Origin of the sequence: Mesorhizobium sp. Cs1299R1N3 (assembly GCF_037179625.1) — a bacterium.
In the GTDB taxonomy this organism is placed as follows: Bacteria; Pseudomonadota; Alphaproteobacteria; order Rhizobiales; family Rhizobiaceae; genus Mesorhizobium; species Mesorhizobium salmacidum.
The window spans coordinates 24,313-35,932 of the sequence record NZ_JAPYKQ010000003.1 but is presented as its reverse complement, the minus strand read 5'-3'; the positions used below and the strand labels follow the sequence as shown (position 1 = coordinate 35,932).

Below are 11,620 nucleotides of genomic sequence, written 5' to 3'. Positions count from 1 at the left end.
TTCTCCCCGTCCCTATACGGGGAGAAGGTGCCGGCAGGCGGATGAGGGGCAGCGCCATGCTCACCAAAAGGTTCCTCCGCCGCACTGCCATCGTGGCAGCCTCCCTGACCGGGTTCATCGCAATCGCCGTCGCCACCCTCTGGGAGCTCGACCGCGCCTTCCCGCCCCCGCTTCCTGAAAAGCTCACCGTTTCCACCGAAGTTCAGGACCGCGATAGCCAGCTGTTGCGCGCCTTCGCCACCCCGGACGGCTACTGGCGCCTCGAAACCCGGCTCGACCAGGTCGACAAGCAGTTCGTCGACATGCTGGTCACCTATGAGGACAAGCGCTTCTGGGACCATGAGGGCGTCGATGTGCTGGCGCTGGCCCGCGCCGCCGGCCAGTTCGCCACCAGCGGCCACATCGTCTCCGGCGGCTCGACCCTGTCTATGCAGCTCGCCCGCCTGATCGAGCCGCGCGAGAGCCGCAGCCTCGGCTCCAAGATCAAGCAGATGTTGCGCGCCATCCAGATCGAACGGCGGCTGTCGAAACGCGAGATCCTCGAGCGTTACCTGACACTGGCGCCCTATGGCGGCAATCTGGAGGGCGTGCGCGCCGCTTCGCTCGCTTATTTCGGCAAAGAACCGAAGCGGCTGACCGTTTCCGAGGCCGCCCTTCTCGTCGCCCTCCCCCAACTGCCGGAAAAGCGCCGGCCCGACCGCAATCTCCAGATCGCCCATGCAGCGCGCGACCGTGTGCTCACCCGCATGGTCTCATCAGGCCTGATCGGCGAACGCGAGGCGGCACGCGCGGCACTCGACGATGTGTCCGGCTTGCGGCGCACCTTGCCGGCGCTTGCCGCGCATGCCTCCTATGCGATGCTTCCCAAGGCCCTCCCCGGTCAGCCGCTCAAGCTGACGATCCGCAAAAGCGTCCAGCAAGGACTGGAACAGGTGGCGCGCGACGCCGCCACCAAGCTCGGGCCGCGTCTCTCCGTCGCCATGGTGCTGGCCGACGCCCGCACCGGCGAGATTTTGGGCGAAGTCGGCTCGGCCAATTTCTTCGATGCCAGCCGTTCCGGCTGGATCGACATGACCAAGGTCGTGCGTTCGCCCGGCTCGACGCTGAAGCCGTTCATCTATGGCCTCGCCTTCGAGCAGGGACTGGTGGCGCAGGAAACGCTGATCGAGGATAGCCCGGTCGATTTCAGCGGCTACAGGCCGAAGAATTTCGACATGGGCTACCAGGGCGATGTCAGCATCCGCCAGGCTTTGCAACTGTCGCTCAACGTGCCGGCGATCCGCGTGCTCGACGCGGTCGGCCCGGCGCGGCTGACAGCGCGCTTCCGCCAGGCGGGCGTCAACCCGATCTTGCCGGTCAACGAAGCGCCGGGCCTGGCCATCGGCCTCGGCGGCGTCGGCGTCACGCTGCGCGACCTGGTCCAGCTCTACACAGGGCTCGCCAATGGCGGCAAGACGCACTCGCTGCGCGACGGCACCGAACCGGCCAACGCCCTGAGTTCGACCACCACCATCCTCAACGACCAGGCCAACTGGCAGGTCATCGACATCCTCTCGGGTGTGAAGCCACCCGAAGGCGCTTTCCAGCGTGGCATCGCCTACAAGACCGGCACTTCTTACGGCTACCGTGACGCCTGGTCGGTGGGCTTCGACGGCCGCTATGTGCTGGGTGTCTGGGTCGGCCGGCCCGATGCCGGCGCGGTGCCGGGTCTTTCCGGCTATGTCTCGGCCGCTCCGATTCTGTTCGAGGGCTTTGTCCGCTCGGGGCTGGCGACCGTGCCGCTGCCGGGCAAGCCGCCTGGCGCCTTTACCCCCAAGCGCGAGGACCTTCCGGTGACGCTTGCCCGCTTCGGCGCCGGCGCGGATGGCCTGGTGCAGGCGACGCCGACCGAACCCGCGCCGACCATCATTTTCCCGCCGGACGGCGCCCGCGTCGATCTCGCCACCAATTCGGCCGACGCCTCGCCACTGGTGCTGAAATTGCAGGGCGGCCGCGCGCCGTTCCGCTGGCTGGCCAACGGCAAGCCCCTCATCGGCCTCGACCGCCGCCGCACCGCGACATGGCAGCCCGACGGCGCGGGTTACTCGACGCTGACCGTCATCGATGCGGCTGGACGAGCGGCGAGTGTGAAAGTGTTCGTTGAGTAGAGTGAATCAAGGGATTCATAGAACTAGCTTCGAGAAGGTCAGCGGATAATCAGGATACTCGCCCCATGCCTGTTCCCAGGCACCCCCCTCTGGCCTGCCGGCCATCTCCCCCGCAAGGGGGGAGATCGGCAGTTCCGGCGTCTGGCCCATTTCTGCAATGGCGGAGGTTGGCGAAAGCGGCTGAGCGCTCAATCTCCCCCCTTGCGGGGGAGATGCCCGGCAGGGCAGAGGGGGGTGCCTCGCGCAATCCTCGATTGTCGATAGCGTTATCTGCGGCAGCGTTCGTTGTGACAATCCCTTTCTCTGCCTTCGCCGATCCCCTCCCTGCCGGCTTCGTCCGCCTCTCCGATATCGCCCCATCCATCCGCCAGGACATTCGCTACGCCAGCTCCAACAATTTCCTGCACCGCAAGGTGAACGGCTATAACGCACCTGTCTGCATTCTCACCGAGGAGGCAGCGAAGGCACTCTCCAGCGTTCAGAAGGCGATGATCGCCAGGGGCATGACGCTGGTCGTGTTCGACTGTTACCGCCCTGCCCGCGCCGTGGCCGACATGGGCGATTGGACGACCGCGGGTGGACCGCCGGATCCGCGGTGGTATCCGAAGGTCAAGCGCAGCGACCTCATCGCCAAGGGCTACCTCGCCCTGCAGTCGGCACATTCTCGCGGCGCAACCGTCGATGTTGCTATCGCGCCTGCCGACAGTCCGTCCGTGCCGAAACCGGCCTGCGGCGCTGTCGATGCCAACACCCTCGATTTCGGCACCGGCTTCGATTGTTTCGACACGATGAGCGAGACCGCGCATCGCCCGCTCGGCACCGAAGCGGCGGCAAACCGCAAGCTGCTCGTCGATGCCATGCGTGCTGGCGGGTTCAAGAACTATGCCCGCGAATGGTGGCATTTTGCGCTCGCCCACGAGCCATTTCCCAAGCAGCGCTTCGATTTCCCCGTGACCGCCGAGTAAGCTGCCCAAAGCAGACTTGCCCGGCAGCCGTGCATCCCTAGATAGGCCGGATGGCGGGACCGGCTCCGGTGCGGAGCAGCTGCAAGGAAAATATTTTCCCATTGCCGCGACAGATCGCCGAAGATTTTCTTCAGGAAGGCAAAAAAGGCAAACATTCAATGCATCTTATTTCTATCAATTCGGTAGATTTGGCGCGAGTTCAACGGAGGCAGAAATGACCAAACCTCATTTCCGGAAACTGCTCGGCGCACTGGTCGCCACATCTGTCCAGTTCGGCACGCTCGGTTTCGCGTTTGCCGACACCACCATTCTCAACGTGTCCTACGATCCGACGCGCGAGCTCTATAAGGCCTATGACGAGGCCTTCGCCGCCCATTGGAAGACCGAGACCGGCGAGACGGTGACAATCCAGCAGTCACATGGCGGATCGGGCGCCCAGGCCCGCGCCGTGATCGACGGCCTGGACGCCGATGTGGTGACGCTGGCGCTCGAAGGCGACATCAACGCCATCGTCTCCAAATCAAACAAGATCAATCCCGACTGGCGCACCAAATTCGAAAACAATTCAGCGCCTTACACCTCGACGATCATCTTCCTTGTCCGCAAGGGCAATCCCAAGGCCATCCACGACTGGAACGACCTGATCAAGGACGGCACGCAGGTGATCACACCTAACCCCAAGACCTCGGGCGGCGCGCGCTGGAACTATCTCGCGGCCTGGGCCTATGCCAACGCCAATGATGGCGGCGACGAAGCCAAGACCAAGGAATTCGTCGGCAAGCTCTACGCCAATGCTCCCGTGCTCGACACCGGCGCGCGCGGCTCGACCGTGACCTTCGCGCAAAAAGGCCTGGGCGACGTGCTGATCGCCTGGGAAAACGATGCCTATCTGGCGCTCGACGAGTTTGGCGCCGACAATTTCGACATCGTCTATCCGCCGACCTCGATCCTGGCCGAGCCACCGGTGGCAGTGGTCGACGCCAATGTCGACGCCAAGGGCACGCGCAAGGTGGCCGAGGCCTATCTGAGCTACCTCTATTCCAAGGAAGGCCAGACCATCATCGCCAGGAACCACTACCGGCCGTCCAAGCCCGATCTGGTTCCGCCCGAGGATCTCGCCAAGCTGCCGCCTATCAAGCTGATCACCATCGACGACCCGCTTTTCGGTGGCTGGAAGAAGGCACAGCCTTATCATTTCGGCGACGGTGGTATATTCGACCAGATCTACAAACCGGCCCAGTGAGCTAAACCTAGATCGGGACGACATGACCACAGCACCCGCGCAGGCGGGGTGGCGGTTCAGACAGCCGAGCGTCATTCCGGGTTTCGGATTGACGCTCGGCTTCTCGCTTGCCTACCTCACCCTTATCATCCTCATCCCGCTATCCGGGCTGATCTGGCGGTCGGCCGCTCTCGGCTGGGCCGATTTCTGGGCCATCGCCACCGATCGCCGCACGCTCAACGCACTTGAAATCAGCTTCGGCACCGCCTTCATCGCGGCTGTCGTCAATGTCGTTTTCGGTACGCTCGTCGCCTGGGTGCTGGTGCGCTACCGTTTTCCGGGCCGCCGCATCGTCGATGCCATGGTCGACCTGCCATTCGCACTGCCGACGGCGGTGGCTGGCATCGCGCTGACCACGCTCTACGCGCCGAATGGCTGGATCGGCAAATTACTGATGCCGCTCGGCATCAAGGTCGCCTACACGCCGCTCGGCATCGTCATCGCGTTGATCTTCATCGGCCTGCCCTTCGTCGTGCGCACCGTGCAGCCGATCATGGAAGAGATCGACAAGGAAGTGGAGGAAGCCGCCGCCACGCTTGGCGCCAGCCGCTTTCAGATCATCACCCGCGTGCTCTTTCCAGGCCTGGCGCCGGCCATCATCACCGGCTTCTCGCTGGCCTTCGCGCGCGGCGTCGGCGAATACGGCTCGGTCATCTTCATCGCCGGCAATTTGCCCTACAAATCCGAGATCGCGCCGCTTTTGATCGTCATCCGGCTCGAGGAATACAATTACCCGGCGGCGACCGCGATCGCGGCAATCATGCTGGCGTTGTCGTTCATCATGCTGTTGATCGTCAATCTGGTGCAGACATGGAGCCGCAAGCGCTATGGCTGAACCCGAGATCAAATCCTACGAACCGTTCCATGAAAGCCGCTCGGCGGCAGTGACCGAAAGCCGGCCGGCACGGGCCGTGCTGATGACCGTCGTCTTCGTCTTTCTCGCCGTCTTCCTGTTGCTGCCGCTGATCATCGTTTTCAAGGAAGCCTTCGCCAAGGGCGTTGGCACCTACCTGGAATCGCTGAGCGATGCGGACACCCGTTCGGCGATCCGCCTGACCTTGCTGGTGGCGGCGATCTCGGTACCGCTCAACATCGTCTTCGGTATCTCGGCCGCCTGGGCAATCGCCAAATTCGAGTTCAAGGGCAAAGCCTTCCTGACCACGTTGATCGATCTGCCCTTCTCGGTCTCCCCCGTCATTTCGGGTCTGGTCTACGTGCTTCTGTTCGGCGCCCAGGGGCTGCTCGGCGAGTGGTTGAAGGCACATGGCATCCAGATCTTGTTCGCCGTGCCGGGCATTGTGCTGGCCACCGTCTTCGTCACCTTCCCCTTCGTCGCCCGCGAACTGATCCCGCTGATGCAGGAGCAGGGCAATGGCGACGAGGAAGCCGCCCTTTCGCTCGGGGCCAATGGCTGGCAGACGTTCTGGTATGTGACCTTGCCCAATGTCAAATGGGGCCTGCTCTACGGCGTGCTTCTGTGCAACGCGCGCGCCATGGGCGAGTTCGGCGCGGTTTCGGTCGTGTCGGGCCACATACGCGGCCTGACCAACACCATGCCGCTGCATGTCGAAATCCTCTACAACGAGTACAATGCCGTCGGCGCCTTCGCCGTCGCCTCATTGCTTGCCGGGCTGGCGCTCGTCACGCTGATCTTGAAAACTCTGCTCGAGATGCGCTACGGCGCCGAACTCGCCGCGACGCGCGGACATTAGAAGGTTCATTGCATGGAAGTTCGCGTTGCCAACGTGCGCAAGGAATTCGAACGGTTTCCGGCGCTCCACGACGTGTCGCTCGACATCAAGTCGGGCGAACTGATTGCGTTGCTCGGACCGTCCGGCTCCGGCAAGACGACCTTGCTCAGGTTGATCGCCGGGCTGGAGCGGCCGACGCGCGGAAACATCTTCTTTGGCGACGAGGACGCTTCGCAAAAGTCGATCCAGGAACGCAATGTCGGCTTCGTCTTCCAGCACTACGCGCTGTTCCGGCACATGACGGTGGCCGACAATATCGGCTTCGGCCTCAAGGTGCGGCACGGGCCGACGCGGCCGCCGGCGGCCGAAATCCGCCGCCGCGCCTCCGAGCTTCTCGATCTCGTCCAGCTGTCGGGTCTGGAAAAACGCTATCCGGCGCAACTTTCGGGCGGCCAGCGCCAGCGCGTGGCGCTCGCCCGTGCCATGGCCATCGAACCCAAGGTGCTGCTGCTCGATGAGCCGTTCGGCGCGCTCGATGCGCAGGTGCGCCGGGAACTGCGCCGCTGGCTGCGCGAAATCCATGACGCTACCGGCCACACCACCGTCTTCGTCACCCACGATCAGGAAGAGGCGCTGGAGCTTGCCGACCGCGTCGTGGTGATGAGCCAGGGCCGCGTCGAGCAGGTCGGCACCGCCGACGACATCTACGACACGCCGAACTCGCCCTTCGTCTACGGCTTCATTGGTGAATCGAGCTCGCTTCCGGTCAAGATCGAGAATGGCGAGATCTGGCTCGCCGACCGTCCAATCGGATTGTCGGCGCCGCACGCGCCCCAGGGCGATGCGATGCTGTATTTTCGCCCGCATGATGTCGAACTGCTGGACGGCTGCAGCGGCTGCATCGCCGGCACCGTGGCCGCCAGCCGCCGCGTTGCCGGCACACGGCGCGTCGAGCTCGAAATCGGTGGCGAACGCCAGCGGGTCGAGATCGAACTGCCGGTCGATCATCCGGCGGCACAAAAGAGCCGGGTGGCATTCCGGCCGGGGCGCTGGAAGCTGTTTCCGGCTGCTTAGCGATCGCACCACTGTGAATCTCGTCACCAGGGTATCCTGGTCCGGTGGCGGTCGCTTACCCTTTCATCTGGCCTTCAACGACAACACCAAGGTCATGGGATTTTTCGGGGAAGCCGCAAAGCCGTAGTGCTCGTAAAAGGCTTTCGCTTCATCCGATATGGCATGAACAAAAACTCCGCGAATCCCCAGGATCGTCGCAGCTTGACCGGAGCGCAGGACGGCGTCTTGCAGAAGCGCCGCACCCAGCCCCTTCCCTTGCCAGCTTGCATCCACCGCGAGACGTCCGAGCACGACCATTGGAATGGGATCCGGCATGTTGCGGCGAATGATGCCGGGCGCTTCCGCCAGATCAAGCCCGCCCGAAGACAAACAATAGTAGCCGACAACGCGTGTGCCTTCCGCCACCACATAGGTCCGCGATGCGCCACTGACCTGGTTGGCCCGGGCCCGACGGCGAAGCCATTGGTCGAGGCTTTCTGTTCCGCTTTGGAAAAATTCGAGATCGTGGTGTTCCGCCAGCGGCGTGGGCGCCGATGGCATCAGTCCCGCCAAGGCCTGGGCACGTCCATAAGGCGTGCAAAACCTTCCCCGCTTGGCGGTTCATCGAGGATGTCGAGATAATGCCGGTAACTCTCGGGATCCACCTTGATCAATGTTTGGTCGAGCAGCGTATCCTCGGCCGCACGATAAGCGGCATCGATCATGAAGTCGGAACGGGTCTTCCCGCGTATCTTTGCGGCACGGTCAATTAGTATACGCATGTCCTCTCGGATGCGCAGATTGACGGGCTTGGCGTGGGTTTCGGGTGCGGCTTTCGCCATGGAAGACTCCTTTCGAACATCATAACATGGGGCATACACAATGTGTATCCATTTGTCGCCTCTCTCGGAAGAGACTGAAGAGGACCGGCCTCAAAAAGATGACTCCACGTGAAAGAAAAAACTACGATGCGCGTGTGGGGGAAACGGTTTTCTAGCAACAACCGCCAAGCCCTGAATCTATGCCTCGCCGCTCCTCTGCGCCCCGGCTATGGTCCAGTAATAGAGCATGACATCCGGAGCCTTTTCATGAAGCGATTTTTCATCGGCGTCGCCGCCGCCGCTGGCCTCCTCCTCACATCCTCCCAAGCCTGGTCGGCCGACAAGCTGCTGAACGCCTCCTATGACGTCGGCCGCGAACTCTTCGTGCAGGTCAACAAGGCCTTTATCGCCAAGCACCCGGGTGTGAGCATCGACCAGTCGCATGCCGGCACTTCCGCGCAGGCGCGGGCCATCGCCGAAGGCCTCGGTGCCGACGTCGTCACCTTCAACCAGGTCACCGACGTCGACTTCCTGGTCAAGAAGGGGCTCGTCTCGGCCGATTGGCAGAAGGATTTTCCCGACAACGCTTCGCCCTTCTATTCACTGCCTTCGTTTCTCGTCCGCGCGGGCAACCCCAAGCACATCAAGGACTGGAACGATCTCGTGCGCGACGACGTGCAGGTGATCTTCCCCAACCCGAAGACGTCTGGCAATGCCCGCTACACCTATCTGGCGGCCACCGCCTACGCCAAGGAAGCCTTCAAGGGCGACGACGCGAAGGTGAAGGAATTCATCACCAAGCTGTTCAACAACGTGCCGATCTTCGACACTGGCGGGCGCGCAGCGACCACCACCTTCGTGCAGCGCGAGATCGGCGACGTGCTGATCACCTTCGAATCCGAGACACGCGGCATCCGCAAGGAATACGGCGACGACAAATTCGAGCAGGTCACGCCTTCGGTCAGCCTTCTGGCGGAATTCCCGGTGGCGATCGTCGACAAGGTCGCCGACGAGCACGGCACGCGTGATCTGGCCAAGAGCTACCTCGACTTCCTCTATACACCCGAGGGCCAGGGCATCGCCGCCGACAATGGCTTGCGCGCACGCGACGCGGCTGTCGCGGCCAAATACAAGGCCGATTTTCCAGATGTGCGCCTGCTGACGGTGGAAGACGTCTTCGGCGGCTGGGACAAGGTCCAAAAAGAGCATTTCGCCGCCGGCGGTCTGCTCGATCAGGCTTATGGCAGTCGGTAAGGTCTCCGCGGCCCGATAGAAAGATCGAGGAAAGCCGGCCCCGGGCCGGCTTTCCTCGTTTATTCAGCCGATAGGGTAAAGCCGGCGCCCTTCGTGCAAAACGTTACAAAGAATCAACGCGTTTGTGCCTAACATGCCTTCCAATGGCCCTGTTTCGCGAAACGGCGGCGTGCGGAAGCAACGCCGTCATCATTTGCACACAAACAGCCGCCAGATGCGGGGTGGTTGGGGCTTCAACGGGTTGACTCGGGCATGCTGACGAAAAAAGGCAAATACGGCCTCAAGGCCCTCGTGCATCTTTCCAATCTTCCGGTTGGCCAACTGGCCTTCGTCAACGACATCGCCGTCGCCAACAACATCCCGAAGAAATTCCTCGATGCCATCTTGGGCGAATTGCGCAACGCCGGCTTCGTCCAGAGCCGCAAGGGCAAGGAAGGCGGTTACCGTCTCGCCCGCCCCGCTTCCGAGATCAAGATCGGCCACGTCGTGCGCGTGCTCGACGGGCCGCTGGCGCCGATACCTTGCGCCAGCCGCACGCAGTACCAGCGCTGCGAGGATTGTGATGAAGCGACCTGCCAGGTCCGGCACATGATGCTGGAAGTGCGCCAGGCGATTGCCGAGGTGCTGGACAACCGTAGCCTCGCCGCCATGCGCGATGCCGACAACGACGATTTCCCGGTCGAGTTGACATCGCAGATCTAGAGCCGGTGGATGAGGCTGTCGAGGTTTACGAGATCCCGAAAAGCCGCCCGCAAGCAGCCATCGGCAGCCAGCTTTCGCACCGAGATCATCGCCGACGTCTTTGTCCCCGAATATGCCGAGGACGTGCGCTTTTTCAGCCGCAAGGTGGTTAGTCCCGGCAGGCTCCGCCGCTTCTCCACCAGGGATCTTCGCGAGAGCCTGATTGCTCTCTGCTATCTCGCGGTCGCGGCGGCACTGCCGGTTCGCTGGTGGTCGCCGATCTGCGATTGGGCGTCGAGATTTCGCCTGAAGCGCCATATGCGCAAGGATTTCCGCTTCTATGCCGCCGCAACGCGCGCGGTGCTCGGCGACGGCATCGATGCACGCAAGCTGTTCGAGGCATTGCTCGCGGCGCGCCATCGCCGCCGCATGCAACTCGCCGCGCATCTGGTCGCCGGTCGCTGGACGCCGACGATCCGGCTGGAAGGGATCGAGGGCTTGCAGGCAGCCTTGCAACGCGGCCACGGCGCGATCCTCTGGTGCGATCAATTCACCGCCCAAACGATAATCGGCAAGCGCGCCATACATGAGGCCGGCATCGAAGCGCATCAGGTCAGCGTCAACACGCATGGCGTTTCCGAGACGGCATTCGGCCAGCGCTTCCTCAACCCGCCAATGGTTCATGTCGAGAACCGGTTCCTGAAAAGCCGGATCGTCTTCGACCGCGACGATGCCTATCAGGTCACCATCCGCATTCAAAAGATGCTGAAGCGGAACGGCGTCGTGCTGATGACCAACACCATCCATGCCGGCTCGACCTTCACCGAAACCGCCCTGGGCGAAAGCGGCTGGACACACCTTGCCTCGGCACCGGCGAATTTCGCCGCGCGAGGCAAGACGGCCCTGTTTGCCATGTCGACTTTCGAGGTGGTGCCCTTCCGGGAATACCGGGCCGTCTTGAGCCCGGAACTGATGCCGGCGGCACCGGCGCTCCCGGCAGTGGACACAACCAGGGACGGAGCCAAGAACATGGCCCTGCAGGCACACTATATCCTGCTGAAACGCGACCGCCTGCTGCAGGCGCTGAAGCAGTGCCCCGAGCAGATGATGTCCTGGTCGCGCCATGAACGGTTGACAGAGGCTCAGGACAGGATCGGCTTCAGCGAAGAAGAAGGCTCATGACCGGCGCATCGAGCGCATTGCCTGGGCGACGAGTTCGTCGACCGGCCGCGTCGCGTCGAGCGTCAATGCCCGCTCATCGGCACCTGGCGGCTCGAGGATGGCGAACTGGCTGTCAACAAGGCTTGCCGGCATGAAATGGCCCTTGCGGCCGGCGACCCGCTGCCGCGCGGTGGCGGGATCGATCTCCAGATAGAGGAAGACGATGTCAGGGCAGAAGCCGCGCAGACGCTCGCGATAGCCGCGCTTCAGCGCCGAGCAGGCTGCAACCACGCCCTGTCCCTTGGCGATCGACGCCGCGATGCGCTCGCCGATCGCGTCGAGCCAGCCTTCGCGCAGCTGGTCGGTGAGCGGTTCGCCCCGCGCCATGCGGGCAACGTTTTCGGGCGGATGCAGCCTGTCGCCCTCGATGAAGACGGCACCCAGCGCGTCGGCCAGCGCGATGCCGACGGCTGACTTGCCGCAGCCGGCGACGCCCATCACCACGACGGCCGGAGGCGCCAAACCGGAAGCGCCCGTCGGCGCCTGCGCTGCGTTTTCGTCCACC

12 protein-coding genes are annotated in these 11,620 nt (G+C 63.2%); 9 read left to right on the top strand and 3 right to left on the bottom strand.

The window, feature by feature from the left end; genetic code table 11:
• The first annotated feature begins 56 nt into the window (after positions 1-56).
• The 6 genes from pbpC to O7B34_RS08705 all read left to right on the top strand — a co-directional run bounded on the left by pbpC (position 57) and on the right by O7B34_RS08705 (position 7,159).
• Positions 57-2,147, top strand: a complete 2,091-nt coding sequence (pbpC, locus tag O7B34_RS08730; protein ID WP_337145675.1) for a penicillin-binding protein 1C — start codon at positions 57-59, stop codon at positions 2,145-2,147.
• Positions 2,148-2,434: 287 nt separating this feature from the next.
• Positions 2,435-3,112 carry a M15 family metallopeptidase gene (locus tag O7B34_RS08725; RefSeq protein ID WP_337145674.1) on the top strand — a complete coding sequence of 226 codons (678 nt, stop codon included), beginning with the start codon at positions 2,435-2,437 and terminating at the stop codon, positions 3,110-3,112.
• Positions 3,113-3,326: 214 nt separating this feature from the next.
• Complete coding sequence (locus O7B34_RS08720) at positions 3,327-4,355, top strand: sulfate ABC transporter substrate-binding protein (protein ID WP_337145673.1); 1,029 nt, start codon at positions 3,327-3,329, stop codon at positions 4,353-4,355.
• 22 nt (positions 4,356-4,377) lie between these two features.
• On the top strand, positions 4,378-5,229 hold the full coding sequence (cysT, locus tag O7B34_RS08715) for a sulfate ABC transporter permease subunit CysT (RefSeq protein WP_027141568.1): 852 nt from the start codon (positions 4,378-4,380) through the stop codon (positions 5,227-5,229).
• Positions 5,222-6,106 carry a sulfate ABC transporter permease subunit CysW gene (gene cysW, locus O7B34_RS08710; protein WP_337129272.1) on the top strand — a complete coding sequence of 295 codons (885 nt, stop codon included), beginning with the start codon at positions 5,222-5,224 and terminating at the stop codon, positions 6,104-6,106. The genes cysT and cysW overlap by 8 nt, the downstream gene beginning before the upstream one ends.
• Before the next feature lie 12 nt (positions 6,107-6,118).
• The gene (locus tag O7B34_RS08705) at positions 6,119-7,159 is read left to right on the top strand and encodes a sulfate/molybdate ABC transporter ATP-binding protein (protein WP_337145672.1); all 1,041 of its coding nucleotides are present in this window, start codon (positions 6,119-6,121) and stop codon (positions 7,157-7,159) included.
• Between the two features lie 63 nt (positions 7,160-7,222).
• Here the strand turns inward: O7B34_RS08705 and O7B34_RS08700 are convergent, their stop codons facing one another.
• Entirely contained in the window at positions 7,223-7,699 is a 477-nt protein-coding gene (locus O7B34_RS08700; protein ID WP_337145671.1) for a GNAT family N-acetyltransferase, read from the bottom strand.
• Positions 7,699-7,980 carry a type II toxin-antitoxin system TacA family antitoxin gene (locus O7B34_RS08695; RefSeq protein ID WP_337145670.1) on the bottom strand — a complete coding sequence of 94 codons (282 nt, stop codon included), beginning with the start codon at positions 7,978-7,980 and terminating at the stop codon, positions 7,699-7,701. Before O7B34_RS08695 ends, O7B34_RS08700 begins: the two co-directional genes overlap by 1 nt.
• Positions 7,981-8,226: 246 nt before the next feature.
• Here O7B34_RS08695 and O7B34_RS08690 point away from each other — a divergent pair, with 246 nt between their 5' ends.
• The 3 genes from O7B34_RS08690 (at position 8,227) to O7B34_RS08680 (ending at position 11,076) form a co-directional block, all read left to right on the top strand.
• Positions 8,227-9,213 (top strand): sulfate ABC transporter substrate-binding protein, encoded by a 987-nt coding sequence (locus tag O7B34_RS08690; protein WP_337145669.1) that lies wholly within the window; start codon positions 8,227-8,229, stop codon positions 9,211-9,213.
• Between the two features lie 252 nt (positions 9,214-9,465).
• Positions 9,466-9,915: an RrF2 family transcriptional regulator gene (locus O7B34_RS08685; RefSeq protein WP_023769580.1), complete on the top strand. Its 450-nt coding sequence runs from the start codon at positions 9,466-9,468 to the stop codon at positions 9,913-9,915.
• Positions 9,916-9,924: 9 nt separating this feature from the next.
• A complete protein-coding gene (locus O7B34_RS08680) occupies positions 9,925-11,076 on the top strand; it encodes a hypothetical protein (protein ID WP_337145668.1) in 1,152 nt (383 codons plus the stop codon).
• Here O7B34_RS08680 and O7B34_RS08675 read toward each other — a convergent pair.
• Positions 11,071-11,619, bottom strand: coding sequence for a gluconokinase (locus O7B34_RS08675; RefSeq protein WP_337145667.1), 549 nt, complete (start codon positions 11,617-11,619; stop codon positions 11,071-11,073). The two genes, O7B34_RS08680 and O7B34_RS08675, sit on opposite strands and share 6 nt — an antisense overlap.
• Position 11,620 lies beyond the last annotated feature (1 nt).

What these genes read in the sequence shown, in the direction of transcription:
- pbpC (WP_337145675.1), top strand. Translation starts at nt 57, where the DNA reads ATGCTCACCAAAAGGTTCCTCCGCCGCACTGCCATCGTGGCAGCCTCC.
- O7B34_RS08720 (WP_337145673.1), top strand. Translation starts at nt 3,327, where the DNA reads ATGACCAAACCTCATTTCCGGAAACTGCTCGGCGCACTGGTCGCCACA.
- cysT (WP_027141568.1), top strand. Translation starts at nt 4,378, where the DNA reads ATGACCACAGCACCCGCGCAGGCGGGGTGGCGGTTCAGACAGCCGAGC.
- cysW (WP_337129272.1), top strand. Translation starts at nt 5,222, where the DNA reads ATGGCTGAACCCGAGATCAAATCCTACGAACCGTTCCATGAAAGCCGC.
- O7B34_RS08705 (WP_337145672.1), top strand. Translation starts at nt 6,119, where the DNA reads ATGGAAGTTCGCGTTGCCAACGTGCGCAAGGAATTCGAACGGTTTCCG.
- O7B34_RS08700 (WP_337145671.1), bottom strand. Translation starts at nt 7,699, where the DNA reads ATGCCATCGGCGCCCACGCCGCTGGCGGAACACCACGATCTCGAATTT.
- O7B34_RS08695 (WP_337145670.1), bottom strand. Translation starts at nt 7,980, where the DNA reads ATGGCGAAAGCCGCACCCGAAACCCACGCCAAGCCCGTCAATCTGCGC.
- O7B34_RS08690 (WP_337145669.1), top strand. Translation starts at nt 8,227, where the DNA reads ATGAAGCGATTTTTCATCGGCGTCGCCGCCGCCGCTGGCCTCCTCCTC.
- O7B34_RS08685 (WP_023769580.1), top strand. Translation starts at nt 9,466, where the DNA reads ATGCTGACGAAAAAAGGCAAATACGGCCTCAAGGCCCTCGTGCATCTT.
- O7B34_RS08680 (WP_337145668.1), top strand. Translation starts at nt 9,925, where the DNA reads ATGAGGCTGTCGAGGTTTACGAGATCCCGAAAAGCCGCCCGCAAGCAG.